Raw genomic sequence first — 17,340 nt, 5'->3', positions numbered from 1 at the left:
GAATTTAAAATTCAAAATGTAAAATTAAATCTACTTTGCCTGTTCAATTGATCCGCCAGCTACAATCTTTTTGTTGATTTGTTTCGGATTTCCATAAATAGTAATCTCTCCACCAGCTCTAACTTTTGCATCAACAATATTAGTGGCAAAAATATCGGCTTCTCCACCAGCATTGCAAGCTACAGTAGCTATTTGTGATTCTAATTTTTCTGCCTCATAAATTCCACCCGAATTAACTAAAACATCCTGAATATCAGCGTTTCCTTCCAATGAAACTTTTGAACCATTCGCCGTTCTGACATTCAATTTTTCAACATCTAAAATCAATTTTACTTCAGAACCTTCTTTAGCAATTACATCAAAAGTAACCGAATTAATTTTATCGCCACAGGCAATTCTGGAACCTTCGTTAGCTTCAACTGCAGTTATTTTTTTATAATAAACAGTAACTGAAATGTTATCGCCATCTAATAATTTTGTCAATGGCATTCTGATTTTTAATTCGCCATTTTTATTGACCAATTCCACTTCATCAGCTCCTTTTCCATCGAGTTGCACTTTGTTTTCATCACTTGGAACAAGAAAAACATCAATACGGTCAAAGGAAGTTACTTTGTTAAAATCGCCCACATTTTTGGTTTCCTGAGCAAAAGCCATTGAACTGATTAACAATAAACTAAAAACTAATTTTTTCATACTATTCTTTTCTTCTAATATAATGGAAATCCAATTGTTTCTTAACTAAGTCAGCATTTTTTACTTTTACAAAAACTTCGTCTCCAAGCTGTAAAATACTCTGTGTTGCCTGACCAACCAAAGCATACTGCTTTTCGTCAAACGTATAATAGTCTTCTTTTATTTCACGAATTCGAACCATGCCTTCGCATTTATTTTCGATGATTTCAACATAAATTCCCCATTCGGTAACTCCAGAAATAACACCAAGAAACTCTTGATCTTTATGATCCTGCATGTATTTTACCTGCATGTATTTTACCGAATCTCTTTCAGCTTGTGCTGCCAAACCTTCCATATCACTGGAATGAGCACATTTTTCTTCGTAATCATCCTGATTGACACTTTTCCCGCCATCTAGATAATATTGCAATAATCGGTGTGCCATCACATCAGGATATCTTCTGATTGGTGAAGTAAAATGACTGTAATAATCGAACGCCAAACCGTAATGACCAATGTTTTCAGTAGAATATTTAGCTTTACTCATACTTCGAATTGTCAATGTATCTACCAAATTCTGCTCTTTTTTTCCATTGACATCATTCAATAATTTATTTAATGATTTTGAAATATCCTGTTTAGATTTCATGTTTATAGCATAACCAAACTTAGAAATTACGGTTTGTAGGTTGATTAATTTGTCTTCGTTTGGTTCGTCGTGAATTCTGTAAATGAATGTTTTCTTTTGTTTTCCTATAAATTCCGCCACTTTTCTATTGGCTAACAACATGAATTCTTCAATCAAATGATTGGCATCTTTTGAGATTTTAAAGAAAACACCAACAGGTTCTGAATTTTCATCCAGATTAAATTTTACTTCGACTTTATCAAACGAAATCGCACCATCAGCCATTCTTTTTCTGCGTAGAATTTTAGCTAATTCATCCTGTTTTAAAGTCGCTGTTACGATTTCAGCCGGAACTTTATATTCCTTTCCGGTCAAAGAAATTGCTGCCGGAATTATATCCGATTTTGTTTCAATAATATGTTGCGCTTCTTCGTAGGCAAAACGCTGGTCAGAATAAATCACTGTTCTTCCAAACCATGAATCTAAAACTTCGGCTTTAGCATTCAATTGAAAAATTGCTGAAAACGTATATTTTTCTTCATACGGACGAAGTGAACAGGCAAAATTGGATAAAACTTCAGGTAACATTGGTACAACTCTGTCTACCAAATAAACCGAAGTTGCTCTTTTATACGCTTCATCGTCTAAGATTGTTCCTTCCTGTAAATAATGCGAAACATCAGCAATATGAACACCAATTTCATAGTTTCCGTTTTCTAAAACCTGAAACGACAAAGCATCATCAAAATCTTTTGCATCTTTGGGATCAATTGTAAACGTCAACACTTTTCGCATATCGCGCCGTTTATCAATTTCATTTTGCGTTATCGAAGTGTCTAATTTATTTGCATAAGCTTCTACTTCAATAGGAAAATCATAAGGCAATCCATATTCCGCTAAAATGGCGTGAATTTCGGTATTGTGTTCGCCTGGTTTTCCAAGTACTTTTATCACAGAACCAAAAGGAGAATCCGCTTTTGCAGGCCAATCTTCTAATTTTACTAAAACTACATCGCCATGTTCTGCTTCACCTAGTTTATTTTTTGGAATAAAAATATCAGTATACATTTTAGCGTTGGCAGTCGTTACAAATCCAAAATTCTTTTGAATATCAACAACACCAACGAATTCGTTTTTATGTCTTTCGATGATTTCTATAACTTCGGCTTCTGGTTTTCTGGAACTTCTTCGGTTATACACATACGCTTTTACTTTGTCGCCATCTAAAGCATGATTCAGATTTATAAACGGAATAAAGACATCGTTTTCTAAATCTTCGCAAACAAAATAGCCTGCTTTTCTGGAAGTCATGTCCACAACGCCTTCGTAATATTGCTGACTGGAAGCTTTGACTAAATACTTTCCTGGTTCTGATTCAATAATTAGCTTTTGAGCTGCTAAAATTTTTAAATCTTTGATTATTTCGTTTCTGCTTTTAGTATCATCCAATTCTAAAATAGCAGCAATTTGTTTGTAGTTAAAAGGTTTATTGGCGTTTTTTGAAAGTATCTTAAATATCTTTTCGGAAAAGGTCTTTTCATTTTTCCCGAACTTTTTGTGTTTCTTACTCATTATTCATTTTCTAATTAATGCTGAAAATTACGAAGAAGTATTAAGATATTAGAATTAAGTATTAATATTTATCTAAAAAATAACTTTTAGCTTTTATAAAAGAATGTTATCAACACTTATTAAAAACAACAAAAAGAAAAGATTTAAAAATTTAAATTTATGATGGTTATTATAGGGTGTTTATTTGTGTAATAACTTTAATTTTAAAAATTAGATTTTAAAGTTTTAGTTTTTTATACCAAATTATCAACAGACTTTTGACAAATTAAAAGCTTCATTTTTAACCTTTTTTGAAGTTTAATTAACAGTTGTTCACAACTAAAAAAAGACACTTTTTGTAAATAACTTTAATTGTTGATTTCGGTTGAAAAAGTTGTTTTTTGTATTGATAACTTTTCTAAAAAATTCCCAAACTAAATTTGTTTTTTTCAACTTGATTTTTGATTACAATTTTTAACTGCATAACTTAAAAAAACTTCTAAAATTCTATCCAAAGTTGTTAACAATCTGTGTTAATTTAAGGTTAACTGATTATCAATGAATTGCGAATTGCTATCAACAATGTGCAATTTTAACATTTTTGTTGCGTAATTTCTAATGATTTCCAAATAGTTATAAAAAATACTCAAACACAAAAAATGTTTATCTTTTAAAAATCAAACACTTACAATAAACTAAAATACAAGCAATACTTTCCGTAAATTTGTCATGCTAATTACAAAGACAACACTATGAAAATATCAATTGGAAATGATCACGCAGGACCGGATTATAAGAAAGCCATAGTTGCTTTTTTAGAACAGAAAGGACACGAAATTTTGAACCACGGAACTGATACTTTTGACAGTGTTGATTATCCCGATTTTGGTCATCCTGTTGCAATTGATGTAGAAACCGGAAAAGCCAATTTTGGTGTCGTAATTTGTGGTTCCGGAAACGGAATTAATATGACAGTCAACAAACATCAAGGCATTCGTTCGGCATTGTGTTGGACAAAAGAAATCGCTGCTTTGGCACGCCAACATAACAATGCTAATATTATCAGTATTCCGGCTCGATTTACTTCGATACAACAAGCAGTTGAAATGGTTGACACTTTTTTAAACACTGATTTTGAAGGTGGAAGACACGCTACAAGAGTTGGTAAAATTAGTTGTTAATTTTTAAATTCTATAACCCGTTAAATTATGTTTGATAAAAACGAATATGCAAGTTTATCGCAAGAAGAATTAGTGGCAAAACAAAAATCCTTATCAAATTGGCAAAAAATATTTATCAGTATTGCAGTCGTTTTAGTTGGAATGACGCTTTATGCTGTATATAAAAAGAGTGATGATATGCATCCTTTTTTAATATTGATTTCATTATTTTTAATTCTTAATAATGGTTCTAAGTTGAAAAAAGTTGAAGAAGAAATTAATAAACGAAAAAAGTAATTTTGTCAAACAATCACGTTCACATCCACAAGCACGAAGTCAAAGGAAAGAATTTGGTTTATTCCATTTTGCTCAACTTATTAATTACTGTTGCTCAAATTGTGGGTGGAATTATTTCAGGAAGTCTCGCTTTAATTTCAGATGCGCTTCACAATTTTTCCGATGTTTTGTCTTTGGTTTTTAGTTTATTGGCACATAAATTATCACGAAGAAAAGCCTCAATTGACCATACTTTCGGATACAAAAGAGCCGAACTTATAGCTGCTTTTATTAATGCAATAACATTAATTGTTGTCGCATTATTTTTGGTTTATGAAGCCTCCTCAAGGTTATTTCATCCGGAACCAATTAAGTCTGGTTTAGTTATTTGGTTGGCGCTTTTAGGAATTCTTGTCAACGGCGGTTCTGTTTTATTACTCAAAAAAGATTCCGAACATAACCTCAATATGAAATCGGCGTATTTGCATTTGTTGACTGACATGCTGGCCTCGGTTGCAGTTTTAGTTGGCGGTTTGTTAATGAAATTTTACGGTTGGTTTTGGGTTGATAGTGTGATGACTTTATTGATTGCATTGTATCTTATTTATGTAAGCTACGATTTGATAAAGTCAGCAACCAAAATGCTTATGCTTTTCACACCCGATTATATCGATATAAAAGAATTAGTTCGCGAAGTGCATAAAATAAAAGGGGTTAATAAATTACATCACATTCATGTTTGGCATTTGAATGAGGAAGAATTACACCTCGAGGCGCATCTTGATTGTTCTGACGATATAAAGATGAGTGAATTCAATGTTTTATTAGAGCAGGTTGAAATCGTTTTGTTCGAAAAATTTCATATAAATCACATCAATATTCAACCCGAATTCAAGAAGAAAGATCCTAAAGATTTTATAGTTCAGGACTAATTTTATGACAAAGCTTGACATCAATATCATCCAAAAATTATTTCAAAAAAGATTACCGGATTCACACAAAGGCAGTCATGGACATGCTTTGATAATAGCCGGTAGCAAATCTAAAATGGGCGCAGCAATTATTTGTGCTAAAGCTTCTTTAAGAGCCGGAGCCGGTTTGGTCACGGTAAATATTCCAAAGAAAGAACGACTTACTATTTTTACTGCAATTCCCGAAGCAATGATTGAATTTAGGGAAGAGAAAAATAACTGGGAAAAATACAATACGGTTGCGATTGGCCCTGGAATCGGAACTGATAAATCAGCAAAAAGCCTCTTAAAATTAGTATTTGCAAATGTCAATTTACCGGTAGTTTTTGATGCCGACGCCTTGAATCTTTTAGCCGAAAATCAGGAACAACTTTTAAATCTGCCTCAAAAATCTATACTAACACCACACGCTAAAGAGTTTGACAGACTTTTTGGAAATCACAAGTCTGAATCAGAAAGAAGACATACTGCCATAACAAAAGCTAAAGAATTACAGCTGATTATTGTGCTGAAAGGCCACAAAACGTTTATTACCAACGGAGAAGAAAGCTTTGAAAACTCTACAGGAAATTCAGGTTTGGCCAAAGGCGGTTCAGGCGATGTATTAACCGGAATCATTTCCGCTTTTTTAGCACAAGGATACGAACCTTTACAGGCAGCAATTCTGGGAGTTTTTCTCCACGGATTGGCTGCAGATATTACATTAGAAACACAAAGCACAGAAAGCATGCTTATCACAGACGTGATTGAAAACCTTGGACAAGCTTTCAAAAAAATTCAAAACTAAATTCAGAAATGACCAGCATACAATTTATTCAAAGTCAAGTTACGGCTTCGCCAAAAAGCATTGAAGCAACTTTAAAATTACTATCCGAAGATTGCACTATTCCGTTTATTTCACGTTACCGAAAAGACCAAACCGGCAATCTTGACGAAGTTGTTATTGAAACTATTGCCAAACTTTCGAAACAGTATGATGAAATTGTAAAACGAAAAGAATCAATTCTGAAAAACATTGAGGAACAAGGGCAGCTTTCGCCAGAATTGGCCAAAAAAATCAAGGAAAGTTTCGATTTACAGGAAATAGAAGATTTGTATCTGCCTTATAAAAAGAAGAAAAAAACCAGAGCAGATATCGCTCGCGAAAACGGTTTGGAACCTTTGGCAAAAATTATTTTTAGTCAAAGAAATGAAGATATCGATTTTATTTCAACACAATATCTTAACGATAAAGTCAAAAACGAAGACGAAGCTTTGCAAGGTGCACGCGATATTATTGCCGAATGGATTAATGAAAATATCTACATCCGAAAAAATCTTCGTCGTTTGTTTCAACGAAAAGCTATTGTAGAAACTAAAGTTGTAAAGAAAAAGGAAAACGAAGAAGACGCGCAGAAATTCAAGCAATATTTTGACTGGGCTGAGCCGATTTCCAAAGCGCCATCTCATAGATTATTGGCGATGCTTCGTGCAGAATCAGAAGGTTTTGTAAAACTAAATGTCGATTTCGAAATAGATGAAGCACTGGATTTTATCGAAAACGAAATCATAAAAGCCAACAATGATACAACAGCACATATCGAATTGGCAATAAAAGACAGTTACAAACGTTTGCTCGAACCGGCAATTTCAAACGAAACATTGCAAGATGCTAAGGCCAAAGCTGACGCCAAAGCGATTGATGTTTTTGCTGGGAATTTGAGTCAGCTTTTATTAGCGCCGCCTTTAGGTGAAAAACGAATTTTGGCAATTGATCCCGGATTTCGTTCAGGTTGCAAAGTTGTTTGTTTAGATGAAAAAGGCGATTTGTTATACAATGAAACCATTTATCCGCATCAGCCCCAAAATGAAAGCGTGATGGCGATGAAAAAAATACGTTCGATGGTAAATGCCTATAACATTGAAGCGATTTCTATCGGAAACGGAACGGCAAGCCGCGAAACAGAGTTCTTTATAAAGAAAATTGCTTTCGACAAACCTGTACAGGTTTTTATAGTTTCTGAAGCTGGTGCTTCAGTGTATTCAGCATCCAAAATTGCACGTGATGAGTTTCCGAAATATGATGTCACGGTTCGTGGTTCGGTTTCTATCGGAAGACGACTTTCAGATCCATTGGCGGAATTGGTAAAAATTGATCCAAAATCAATTGGCGTTGGACAATACCAACACGATGTTGACCAAACAAAATTAAAAGAAGAATTAGACACTGTTGTGGTTCGTTGTGTGAATTCGGTTGGGATAAATATCAACACAGCAAGCAAATCGTTATTGAGTTACGTTTCAGGAATTGGCGAAAAAATGGCCGAAAACATTGTCGCCTATCGTTCCGAGAATGGTCCGTTTGAAGACAGAAAGCAAATCAAAAAAGTCCCGCGTCTAGGCGATAAAGCGTATCAACAAGCCGCAGCTTTTGTTAGAATTCACAACGGAAAAAATCCACTCGACAATTCAGCAGTGCATCCAGAAGCTTATCCAATAGTAGAAAAAATAGCCAAAGATTTGGGTTTAAAAACCAATGATTTGATTGCGAATAGGGAAAAGATATCGCAAATAAAATTAGAAAATTACATCACTCCCGAAATTGGAATTCTAGGTTTAAAAGATATTGTAAAAGAACTCGAAAAACCGGGACTCGATCCAAGAAAAGCGGCAAAGGTTTTCGAATTTGACCCAACAGTTACAACCATAAAAAATGTTAGAGCAGGAATGATTTTACCCGGAATTGTCAACAATATTACAGCCTTTGGTTGCTTTGTTGATATCGGAATTAAGGAAAGCGGATTGGTTCACATTTCGCAACTCAAAGCCGGTTTTGTTTCCGATGTGAATGAAGTGGTAAAATTACATCAACACGTTCAGGTAAAAGTCGTTGAGGTTGATGAAGAAAGAAAGCGAATTCAGTTGACGATGATATTATAAAAACAAAAATCCCAAACTCTTATGAAATTTGGGATTTTTTATTGTTATGTAAAGGTTTAATTTTTCAGAATCCAGGAACTCATTTTTTCTAAAACCTGTGGAGAAATCGTTTCTTCAAGTTGAGCATATTCCTCAATAGTCCCATTTTTTGCTTCCTGAAACAAGTGATTCAGGTTAGGAAATTCTAAAGTTTCAAATTTCTTGTTTTTTGCTTTTTCTAACGAAACTTTTATTCCACTGAGGTTTTCTTTTGAAATTACCTGCAAATCTTTAGAACCATTTAATGCCAATACAGGAATTTTCAATTTGCTCCAATACATATCAGGATTTATTTTTAAGAAATAAATATACCACGGAATTATCACTTTAGCGCTTTCCTGTTCTGCTGTTTTTTCCATTTCGTCTGCATTAGGCTGTTGTTCGATAGGTAATTTCTTCATTTCTGCAACAAATACTTTTTTGACTTCGCCTTTTAAATCATTTCCATAATAATCTTTTATTAAAGTGTAGATTTTCCGATTCATATCTTCACTCGATTTTAATTCTTCATCTGATGCACCCGAAGCTTTAGCAATAGCTCTGGTTTGAAGCATCAGTAATTCATCAGTTGGAATTCCGGGACCAGCCATTGAGATAATGAATTTTACTTTAGAATTTTTGGAAGCCACCATTGGAGCTATAATTCCACCTTCACTGTGACCAATCAACCCAATATTATTGAATCCCTTTTCAGCTAAAAATTCAACTGCAGCGTTAGTGTCTCCCGCAAAATTTTCGGTAGTTACACTCATGCTTATTCCATTAGAACCACCAGTTCCTCTATCGTCAACACGCAAAACACCAATTCCTTTTTTGGCAAAATCATCAGCAATTACCCAAAACGATTTATGTCCAAAAATTTCAGAATCCCTGTTTTGTTGTCCCGAACCGGAAATCAAAACCACCACAGGAAAATCCTTTTTATTAGCTGGAGTTGTCAATGTTCCGGCTAGGATATTTTTATCAGTCGGATTGGTAAAAGTGACTTCTTCAATAACATAATTAAATGGAGGTTTTGGAGTTTGAGGTCTTTTCAAACCAGATTCACCTACTTTTTTTCGTGAAAGATTTAGTGAGATTGAAGTACCACCTTGAATGAATTCACCCGTTATTGTTTCATTTTCTAATTTTCCTTTATAGGAGATACCGAATTTTTTTGAGTCAACAATCAATTCGTTATTTATAAATGATGTGTTATCTGTCGGCATATCTTTTGCGCCCTGCATCGGACTGTCCATAGTCGTAACTAACTCAGTTCCATTTTGCCGAATATTAAAAATTAAAGGAAGTTTGGCTCCAGGGACTTCTAGCTCTCCTATCCATGAGCCTGTAATTTCCTGGCTGAATATGCTTGAAAAACAGAAGAAGCAGGCAATAGTAAGTAAGGTTGTTTTCATTGTTGTGTGTTTAGAATGTTGATAGAATGATTTTTGAAAGAACTTCAGCAAGAATTAATGCTATTGTAAAGCTTATGTAATGAGACGGCTTCTTAGCATTCGTTGCCGTTTTGAAGCCTTGAAACAAAAGGACAATCGCATAAATTAATAGTGCAATCAAAAGGATCGAGATTATAAGTAATACAGCTAAATCAAAAGGTTGAATTTTAATTTTATCTAAGGTGTTTATATTTTTTAAAACTTCTTTTTCAACTGTCTTCATAGCAGGAACAGAGGTAAGCAGTGCCGATACATAGAAAGGAATCCGAAATAAAAGGCTGCTGTTCAGGATATCAATAAACCGTGTTTTAGGGTTTATTATTTTCCCAAGTACAAATAGCAGAAAAGTGAGTAGTGTTATTGAAATGAGATTTTCTTTTATAGAATTTACGAAAGTGATATCTGGAAAAGTATGAACATCTATAACGCCATCATACCTAACACCACAATAGACAGCAATTGTACTTCCTGCAATTGCAGAGATAATTCCGATAGTCAGAAGCCACTTTTCTGAAAATCTAATAAATGGATTGAAAATAATTTGCCAGTTCATCTTAAGGTATATTTTTTAGTTGATTAATCTTTTCAATCAAATCATCCATTTTATTCCTCATAGTTGGATAGGAATTACCTGCCTGCTTAGACATTTCTTTGATACTGCCGCTCGAAAGAAAAAAGTCAAGGATAAAATCCTGCTCTTCACGGCTTAATTTAAAATAAAATGGCAAATCATATTTCCCGTTGACTTCGGTTTCACAATTCCCACATTTCATTTGACTTACCAAAAGCGAATTTTCGCAACTTGGACAAACAATAGGAAGCTTCATTTTAATAAAGTTAAAAATATCTTTAACAAAATTAAAAAATATTTTAAAAAAACAAACAATTAATTACTTTTTTAAACAAAACAATAAATCAAAATCTGTTTTTAAATTAAAGACATAAAAAAACCCAAACTCAATTTTGAGTTTGGGTTTTATATTTTGGTAAAGAAAATTACTTTTTATCTTCTTCTTCTTTTTTAGACGCAGCATTTGCTTCATCTTCACCTTTGGCTGCTTTTTTGAATTCGTTTACTCCCGAACCCAATCCTTTCATTAATTCCGGAATTTTTTTACCTCCAAAAAGTAGTAAAACAACAGCTAGAATAACTAATATTTCAGGCATTCCTAATCTTCCCATGATCTATAAATTTTTGCTTTCGCAGATTTTATTTTTTAAAAAACTTGGACAAAGGTAAAAAGAAAATAGCATTCTTTTGAATTTCACGATAATAATTATAAGTTAAACATCGTTTACCATAAAAAGACAAAGCCAACTTATTTTCTATATTTGTAAATCATTCAAACAATCATGTCCGAGAAAAGGCTCAAACGAAAAATAATCAAGAAAAAACTCTTCACAAAAAACCGCCTGGTTATTTTGAACGAAGACACTTTTGAAGAAATTTTTTCCCTTCGATTAACACTGATGAATGTGTTCGTGGTCGCTACAATTGGTGCTTTGCTGATTATTTTCGTGACCACATATATAATTGCCTTTACGCCGTTGCGCGAATATATTCCGGGCTATGCCTCGACACAATTAAAAAGAGATGCTACCGAATTAGCACTAAAATCAGACTCATTAAATCACGCATTGAAAAAAAACGAAGCCTATATCGCATCGATTAAAAAGGTGTTAACAGGCGATTTAGAGTATGCAAAATTCAATAAAGATTCTATTTTAGCATCAGTGTCTGAGCCAGTTTCAGATGAAGAATTAAAACCTTCCAGTGCCGATTTAAAACTTAGGGAAGAAGTTGAAAGAGAGGATAAATACAATCTTTTTGAAAAGGCAAAACCCAAGGTCAGCACCGTTTTATTTCCACCTGTAAAAGGAATGATAACCGAAAAATTCAATCCAAAAGAAAAACATTATGCGGTTGATATCGCTTTAGCGAAAAATACACCAATAAAATCAATTCTGAGCGGAAGAGTAATCTTTGCCGATTGGACACCCAACACCGGAAACGTAGTAATCATAAGGCATAACAACGGATTTATTTCGGTTTATAAGCATGCTGCCTCACTGACTGTTTCGCAAGGAGATGCAGTCAAATCGGGTGAAGTTATCGCATTGGCCGGTTCAACCGGACAAGAATCGACCGGAGTGCATTTGCATTTTGAATTATGGAAAGACGGTTATCCGATTGACCCAAGTATTTTTATTGAATTCGAATAATCATGGAAGAAATTTTAAATTATTTAGCAGAGAGAATTGGAATAGTATCTTTTTTAGTGGGGATTATTTTTACCGTTACAAGTATAATTATGTTAAGATTTCCACCAAAAAAAATTAATTATTTTTATGGTTACAGAACAACTTCTTCGATGAAAAACCAAGAGATTTGGGATTTCTCTCAAAAGTATTCAGCAGTTAAGATGTTTCAGATTGGTCTATTCCTACTTGCGGTTTCTTTTATAAATCTTATAGTTGACATAAATCAGGAACAGGCAACGATTCTTGGAATAGCATTGATGATTTTAGCCTGTATTTATATGATGATAATGACAGAAAAAGCAATTAAAATGAATTTTCCAAACCAATAATTTATGTCTGTAAAATCGGTCGCAGCCAAAATATTTGCAAAAGTCATTAACAACAAAACCCAAAAATGGGTTCAAAATCCTGTTGAAACTCAGCAAAAAGTTTTTCAAAATCTTATCGCTTCCGCAGATGTTACACAGTTTGGGAAAGACCATAATTTTGCTGAAATCAAATCCTTTGAAGATTTCGCCAAGCAAGTTCCGATTAGAGATTACGAAGAATTACGGCCTTATGTTGACCGTGTTGTAAAAGGTGAAGAAGATATTCTTTGGAAAGGAAAACCGATTTATTTTGCCAAAACTTCGGGTACAACTTCGGGCGCAAAATATATTCCGCTGACTAAGGAATCGATGCCGTTTCATATCGAAGCTGCGCGAAATGCGATTCTGAGTTATATTCATGAAACAGGAAAAACAGCTTTTGTTGATGGGAAAATGATTTTCCTGCAGGGAAGTCCAATTTTGGAAGAAAAAAACGGAATCAAACTCGGAAGACTTTCCGGAATAGTAGCTCATTTTGTTCCGAAATATTTGCAAAAGAACCGAATGCCAAGTTGGGAAACCAATTGCATAGAAGATTGGGAAACCAAAGTCGATGCCATTGTAGAAGAAACCTTTAATGAAAACATGACCGTGATTTCCGGAATTCCGTCTTGGGTGCAAATGTATTTTGAGAAGTTGGAAAAAAAAGGAAGAAAGCCGGTTGGTGAGATTTTCAAAAACTTCAATTTGTTTATTTACGGTGGCGTAAACTATGAACCCTATCGCGCCAAATTCGAAAATCTAATAGGAAGAAAAGTAGATTCGATTGAACTGTTTCCGGCATCGGAAGGTTTTTTTGCCTATCAGGATTCTCAGAAAGACAAAGGTATGTTATTGCTTTTGAACTCTGGAATTTTCTATGAATTTGTTAAATCGGAAGAATTCTTTACCGAAAATCCAAAACGTTATACAATTGGCGAAGTCCAATTGAATGTCAATTATGTTTTAATCATTTCTACCAATGCCGGACTTTGGGCCTACAACATTGGCGACACCATTCAGTTTACAAGTTTGAAGCCTTATCGTGTGATTGTTTCGGGCAGAATCAAACATTATATTTCGGCTTTTGGCGAACACGTCATTGGCAAAGAAGTCGAATGTGCTTTGAAAGAAGCGATGGAAAACACCAACATACGTGTAAACGAATTTACGGTTGCACCACAAATCGCTCCAATTTCAGGATTGCCGTATCACGAATGGTTCATCGAGTTTGAAAACGAGCCTGAAAATCTGGATGCCTTTGCCTTAAAAATCGATAACGAAATGCGCAAACAAAATACCTATTACGATGATTTAATTGTTGGAAAAGTGTTGCGAACAGTAGTCATTTCAAAAGTTAAGAAAAACGGTTTTCAGGATTATATGAAGTCAATAGGTAAATTAGGCGGACAAAATAAAATTCCGAGATTGAGTAACGACAGAAAAATTGCTGATTTGTTAAAAATTGCATAGAAAAAGATGAAAGAAAAAAGATTGTTGTGGTTGGCGTTGTTTTTTGGTTTTTCTGTTTTCGCTCAAGTTAAAGGAATCGTTGTTGACGAATTTAACAAACCAATTTCCTATGTGAATATTTGGGTCGAAAGCGAAAACAACAGCACTACTTCTGAAGAAAATGGCGAGTTCAGTATTAACTGTGCACCAAATAAAAATCTCATTTTTTCAGCTTTGGGCTATGAAAAGGTAACAGTTAAAGCAGCCAATTCGGAAAAAGTGATTTTGAAACAAAATGCATTTCAGTTATCAGAAGTTGTTATTGCCAAACGATTTGAAACCCGAGAAATTGAAATCGGAAAAGTCAAAAACGCAACCTATCAGGCATTTGAGAATGGACCGCGAATTGACGCTAAATTTTTTCCATATAACCCAAAATATAAAAGAACAAGATACATCAAACAAGTCAATTTTTTCACCGATAGTCAGTTGGAAAGCGCTTCTTTTAAAGTCCATTTTTATTCGGTTGCTACCGATGGTTCGCCAGGCGATGAATTGTTGAGCAAAGACTATATAGTTTCGGTAAAAAAAGGTGTGAAGAAAACCTATTTTAACGTGACCGATTTTGGTTTAAAAATGCCAAAAAACGGAATCTTTGTGGGCTTTGAAAAGCTGATAATAGAAAAGAACAAACTTGAAAAAGAAGTTTTAGATTCAAATACAAAAACAAGCACAGTTCAAAAATTGTATTTCCCTTATGTGCTTTATAATTATGTTGAAAGGGAATTTATTTACACGTATTCGGGCGGAAAATGGAACAAACAATCCAAAGCTGATATTGCCAATCCATCAGAAAAAATGGCGGTATATGAACCTGCAATAAACCTAATTCTAACCAACTAAACGACAAAAAGCCTATATTTGCAGGTTAGAAAAAACAATTTAATGAAGGAAATTAAAAACATTTCGCGCTCAAGAGCGCAAGAATCGTCGGCAGCTATCGAACGATTGTACATTACCATGAGACATTTATTCAACAGAGGTTTCTATAAACCAATGGGTGTTTCAGGAGAAACTTTAAGAGAAGCCTTGCTTTCTCTAAGACCGGAAATTTACGGAAGTATTGCAGAAGAAAAAGTAGAGCTAAGCGGTTTGCTTTATGTAATAGAAAGACTTCCGGTAGGCATCGAAGAATGTCGTTTTATCAATTTAACTTCAGACGAAGGCTATTCAAAATCACATTTTCAGGCAATTGTTCCACCAAAACGTAGAAGAAATTGCTACCGAATTGATGATGAACAAATGAATGTAGAAATCACTCGCGGACGTTCGGACATTTATGATATTTTGACGCATTTGACTTTTATTTTTATCGAATCACATAAAATCAAAGACAGAGTTTTACTAGACGAAATGGAACGCGAAGTCACTCGTGATTGGGAAAAATTGGAAGAAGCCGTTTTGCAGAATAAAAAAATGTCGCTTAAAGAAAAAGAAATCGCAATTTCTCATGCGGCAAATGTTTTAGGCAGAAGCTTTTCGGAAGTTATAGCGATATATGACGATTTTGGTACCAAAGAAAAACCAGACCGTTTTTTACACGTTATCTATTGGTTAGGGAAATTGGCTATCGAAGAAATCCTTGATAATAATAAAAGAGTTATTACATTCAGCCCAATTTTAAGAGAAAGATTAGGACATCATATTCATGGTGAAATTTGGGCAAACAACATCAAAGAAGTTTTGAAGGCCAATAATCTTCTTGAAAGACCTATCCATGTGATTAGTGCCAATATGCACAGCGTGATGAATTCTATTTTTGCTACCAATGTTTTAAAAACCAAATTCAAAGACAAATCTGATTTTTTTATTTATGAAGAATTGAGCAAATCAGGTGCGAATGATGTTCGTAATAAAGTAGAAGATGTTGCGCTGAAACAAGGAATGATTTCACTTCCCGATGATGCATCAGGAACCAACATCGACGTTCAGATATTTGATACCGCCAAAATTGATTGGGCAAAAACCAGTTTTCCAAAAGTGAAAGTTGGTAAAGAAGCACCAGTATTAATCGTAATGGATTATGCTTTTGGCGAACAGGCATTTGAAACTATCGACGAATTATTAAAACCATATAAAGAAGGAAAAAATAGAACCTTCATGAAAGTGGAATCGGTTTCGATAATGGGGAAAGCCGGAATTTTAGAGGGCGGAAAAGGAGACATCATGATTCCGTCTGCACACATCAACGAAGGAACTGCAGATAATTATCCGTTTGAAAATGAATTAACAGCCGAAATGTTCGAAGGAAACGGGATTCCGGTTTGTTCAGGACCAATGGTTACCGTTTTAGGAACATCGCTTCAGAATAAAGACTTATTGAAGTTTTTCCACGAATCAACATGGGAAGTTATCGGACTTGAAATGGAAGGTGCTTATTATCAGAAAGCCATCCAATCGGCATCAAAAATCAGAAAAAGTATTCCGCAGGATGTAAAGGTTAGATATGCTTATTACGCTTCGGATAATCCATTGGAAACCGGAAGCACTTTGGCTTCAGGAGGTTTAGGAACGACCGGAGTAAAGCCAACTTACTTGATTACAATCAAAATATTAGAACAAATTTTTAACGTAAAATAATTTTTTATGAGCGCAACTTCTCAAAATAATGATAATCAAGAAATTGATTTATCACAGATTTCAAAGAAAATAGGTAATTTTTTCGAAAACATTTCTACTGCAATTTTTAGAGGAATTTTATTTTTTAAAAGAAATATTATTTGGGTCGGAATATTATTTATAATTGGTGCTTTATTAGGATATTATCTTGATAAAACAACAAAAATTTATGATAATGAAATCATAGTAAGTCCAAATTTTGGTTCGGTAGATTATTTGTACGGTAAAATTGAACTAATCAATTCTAAATTTGAAGAAGGAGATACTTTATTTTTAAAAAATATTGTTGGTATCAAAAATTCCAAGAAATTCAAAGGAATAACAATAATTCCGATTACCGATGTTTATAAATTCATTGACAATAAACCACAAAACTTTGAATTGATTAAATTGATGGCTGAGGATGGTGACATTAAGAAGATTGTGAACGAAAACCTTACCAGTAAAAACTATCCATATCATATTATTTCTTTTTCTACTCTTAATCAAACTTCTAACGAGAATACAGTTCAGCCTATTTTGAATTACCTTAATGATTCTGATTATTTCAAGAAAATTCAAAATGAATATATGAATAACGTCAAAATAAAAATGGTTCAAAACGACTCCATAATTTCGCAAATAGATGGGCTGTTGAATTCATTCAAAGTTAAAAATGGGTCACAAAATGATAAAACTGTTTATTATAGTGAAAAATCACAGCTTAGTGAAGTAATCAAAACCAAAGATCAATTGGTTTATGAGCAAGGATCACACAGGATTGAACTAGTTAATCTTGATAAAATAGTTAAAGCAAGTAGTGTGACATTAAATGTTAGAAACAATAAAGCAGTTAATGGTAAAATGAAGTTGGTATTACCATTCTTGTTTTTGTTTTTATTTGTATTAGTAGGTTATTTCAAATCCTACTATAAAAAACAAATGGCAAAATTAAACAGCTAA

The 17,340-nt window shown here is 33.8% G+C and carries 17 protein-coding genes; 11 read left to right on the top strand and 6 right to left on the bottom strand.

From position 1 onward, the window contains the following. Positions 1–30: 30 nt before the first annotated feature. Both L1S35_RS08970 and rnr read right to left on the bottom strand, forming a co-directional pair. The gene (locus tag L1S35_RS08970; RefSeq protein ID WP_236399613.1) at positions 31–696 is read right to left on the bottom strand and encodes a head GIN domain-containing protein; all 666 of its coding nucleotides are present in this window, start codon (positions 694–696) and stop codon (positions 31–33) included. A 1-nt stretch (position 697) separates the two neighbouring features. Then, on the bottom strand, positions 698–2,878 hold the full coding sequence (rnr, locus tag L1S35_RS08965) for a ribonuclease R (protein ID WP_236399609.1): 2,181 nt from the start codon (positions 2,876–2,878) through the stop codon (positions 698–700). A gap of 731 nt (positions 2,879–3,609) precedes the next feature. Here rnr and rpiB point away from each other — a divergent pair. The 5 genes from rpiB to L1S35_RS08940 are packed head-to-tail and all read left to right on the top strand — an operon-like array spanning position 3,610 to position 8,183. Next, positions 3,610–4,038, top strand: coding sequence for a ribose 5-phosphate isomerase B (gene rpiB, locus L1S35_RS08960; protein WP_236399606.1), 429 nt, complete (start codon positions 3,610–3,612; stop codon positions 4,036–4,038). A gap of 27 nt (positions 4,039–4,065) precedes the next feature. Continuing rightward, positions 4,066–4,314 (top strand): hypothetical protein, encoded by a 249-nt coding sequence (locus tag L1S35_RS08955; RefSeq protein ID WP_236399604.1) that lies wholly within the window; start codon positions 4,066–4,068, stop codon positions 4,312–4,314. A gap of 2 nt (positions 4,315–4,316) precedes the next feature. Continuing rightward, positions 4,317–5,225 carry a cation diffusion facilitator family transporter gene (locus tag L1S35_RS08950; protein WP_236399601.1) on the top strand — a complete coding sequence of 303 codons (909 nt, stop codon included), beginning with the start codon at positions 4,317–4,319 and terminating at the stop codon, positions 5,223–5,225. Positions 5,226–5,229: 4 nt separating this feature from the next. Further along, positions 5,230–6,051 carry an NAD(P)H-hydrate dehydratase gene (locus L1S35_RS08945; protein ID WP_236399598.1) on the top strand — a complete coding sequence of 274 codons (822 nt, stop codon included), beginning with the start codon at positions 5,230–5,232 and terminating at the stop codon, positions 6,049–6,051. 8 nt (positions 6,052–6,059) lie between these two features. Continuing rightward, a complete protein-coding gene (locus L1S35_RS08940) occupies positions 6,060–8,183 on the top strand; it encodes a Tex family protein (RefSeq protein WP_236399595.1) in 2,124 nt (707 codons plus the stop codon). A gap of 56 nt (positions 8,184–8,239) precedes the next feature. Here the strand turns inward: L1S35_RS08940 and L1S35_RS08935 are convergent, their stop codons facing one another. From L1S35_RS08935 to L1S35_RS08920, 4 genes are all read right to left on the bottom strand, one after another. Then, positions 8,240–9,619: an alpha/beta hydrolase family protein gene (locus L1S35_RS08935; protein ID WP_236399592.1), complete on the bottom strand. Its 1,380-nt coding sequence runs from the start codon at positions 9,617–9,619 to the stop codon at positions 8,240–8,242. Positions 9,620–9,629: 10 nt separating this feature from the next. Further along, entirely contained in the window at positions 9,630–10,211 is a 582-nt protein-coding gene (locus L1S35_RS08930; protein WP_236399589.1) for a hypothetical protein, read from the bottom strand. 1 nt (position 10,212) lies between these two features. Continuing rightward, a complete protein-coding gene (locus L1S35_RS08925; protein WP_236399586.1) occupies positions 10,213–10,485 on the bottom strand; it encodes a DUF2089 family protein in 273 nt (90 codons plus the stop codon). Positions 10,486–10,654: 169 nt separating this feature from the next. Further along, complete coding sequence (locus L1S35_RS08920) at positions 10,655–10,840, bottom strand: Sec-independent protein translocase subunit TatA/TatB (protein WP_236399583.1); 186 nt, start codon at positions 10,838–10,840, stop codon at positions 10,655–10,657. Between the two features lie 240 nt (positions 10,841–11,080). On the opposite strand from L1S35_RS08920, the gene L1S35_RS08915 reads away from it, so the two are divergent. From L1S35_RS08915 to L1S35_RS08890, 6 genes are read left to right on the top strand one after another with little or no spacing between them, the layout of a single operon-like run. Continuing rightward, positions 11,081–11,881, top strand: a complete 801-nt coding sequence (locus tag L1S35_RS08915; RefSeq protein WP_370641059.1) for a M23 family metallopeptidase — start codon at positions 11,081–11,083, stop codon at positions 11,879–11,881. Between the two features lie 2 nt (positions 11,882–11,883). Next, positions 11,884–12,249 (top strand): SdpI family protein, encoded by a 366-nt coding sequence (locus L1S35_RS08910; protein ID WP_236399577.1) that lies wholly within the window; start codon positions 11,884–11,886, stop codon positions 12,247–12,249. A 3-nt stretch (positions 12,250–12,252) separates the two neighbouring features. After that, on the top strand, positions 12,253–13,740 hold the full coding sequence (locus L1S35_RS08905) for a GH3 auxin-responsive promoter family protein (RefSeq protein ID WP_236399574.1): 1,488 nt from the start codon (positions 12,253–12,255) through the stop codon (positions 13,738–13,740). A 6-nt stretch (positions 13,741–13,746) separates the two neighbouring features. Further along, positions 13,747–14,622: a carboxypeptidase-like regulatory domain-containing protein gene (locus tag L1S35_RS08900; RefSeq protein ID WP_236399572.1), complete on the top strand. Its 876-nt coding sequence runs from the start codon at positions 13,747–13,749 to the stop codon at positions 14,620–14,622. A 42-nt stretch (positions 14,623–14,664) separates the two neighbouring features. After that, positions 14,665–16,359, top strand: coding sequence for a DUF6909 family protein (locus L1S35_RS08895; RefSeq protein ID WP_236399567.1), 1,695 nt, complete (start codon positions 14,665–14,667; stop codon positions 16,357–16,359). Between the two features lie 6 nt (positions 16,360–16,365). Beyond that, on the top strand, positions 16,366–17,340 hold the full coding sequence (locus L1S35_RS08890; protein ID WP_236399565.1) for a hypothetical protein: 975 nt from the start codon (positions 16,366–16,368) through the stop codon (positions 17,338–17,340).

Origin of the sequence: Flavobacterium anseongense, assembly GCF_021608185.1 — a bacterium.
GTDB lineage: Bacteria > Bacteroidota > Bacteroidia > Flavobacteriales > Flavobacteriaceae > Flavobacterium > Flavobacterium anseongense.
The sequence above is the reverse complement of the archived record's forward strand: the minus strand, read 5'-3'. Positions and strand labels throughout refer to the sequence as shown.

Excerpts from the sequence above, each read along its gene's own strand:
- L1S35_RS08910 (WP_236399577.1), top strand. The coding sequence starts at position 11,884 with ATGGAAGAAATTTTAAATTATTTAGCAGAGAGAATTGGAATAGTATCT.
- L1S35_RS08900 (WP_236399572.1), top strand. The coding sequence starts at position 13,747 with ATGAAAGAAAAAAGATTGTTGTGGTTGGCGTTGTTTTTTGGTTTTTCT.
- L1S35_RS08940 (WP_236399595.1), top strand. The coding sequence starts at position 6,060 with ATGACCAGCATACAATTTATTCAAAGTCAAGTTACGGCTTCGCCAAAA.
- L1S35_RS08930 (WP_236399589.1), bottom strand. The coding sequence starts at position 10,211 with ATGAACTGGCAAATTATTTTCAATCCATTTATTAGATTTTCAGAAAAG.
- L1S35_RS08895 (WP_236399567.1), top strand. The coding sequence starts at position 14,665 with ATGAAGGAAATTAAAAACATTTCGCGCTCAAGAGCGCAAGAATCGTCG.
- L1S35_RS08970 (WP_236399613.1), bottom strand. The coding sequence starts at position 696 with ATGAAAAAATTAGTTTTTAGTTTATTGTTAATCAGTTCAATGGCTTTT.
- L1S35_RS08935 (WP_236399592.1), bottom strand. The coding sequence starts at position 9,619 with ATGAAAACAACCTTACTTACTATTGCCTGCTTCTTCTGTTTTTCAAGC.
- L1S35_RS08920 (WP_236399583.1), bottom strand. The coding sequence starts at position 10,840 with ATGGGAAGATTAGGAATGCCTGAAATATTAGTTATTCTAGCTGTTGTT.
- rnr (WP_236399609.1), bottom strand. The coding sequence starts at position 2,878 with ATGAGTAAGAAACACAAAAAGTTCGGGAAAAATGAAAAGACCTTTTCC.
- L1S35_RS08905 (WP_236399574.1), top strand. The coding sequence starts at position 12,253 with ATGTCTGTAAAATCGGTCGCAGCCAAAATATTTGCAAAAGTCATTAAC.
- L1S35_RS08955 (WP_236399604.1), top strand. The coding sequence starts at position 4,066 with ATGTTTGATAAAAACGAATATGCAAGTTTATCGCAAGAAGAATTAGTG.
- L1S35_RS08945 (WP_236399598.1), top strand. The coding sequence starts at position 5,230 with ATGACAAAGCTTGACATCAATATCATCCAAAAATTATTTCAAAAAAGA.
- L1S35_RS08925 (WP_236399586.1), bottom strand. The coding sequence starts at position 10,485 with ATGAAGCTTCCTATTGTTTGTCCAAGTTGCGAAAATTCGCTTTTGGTA.
- rpiB (WP_236399606.1), top strand. The coding sequence starts at position 3,610 with ATGAAAATATCAATTGGAAATGATCACGCAGGACCGGATTATAAGAAA.
- L1S35_RS08890 (WP_236399565.1), top strand. The coding sequence starts at position 16,366 with ATGAGCGCAACTTCTCAAAATAATGATAATCAAGAAATTGATTTATCA.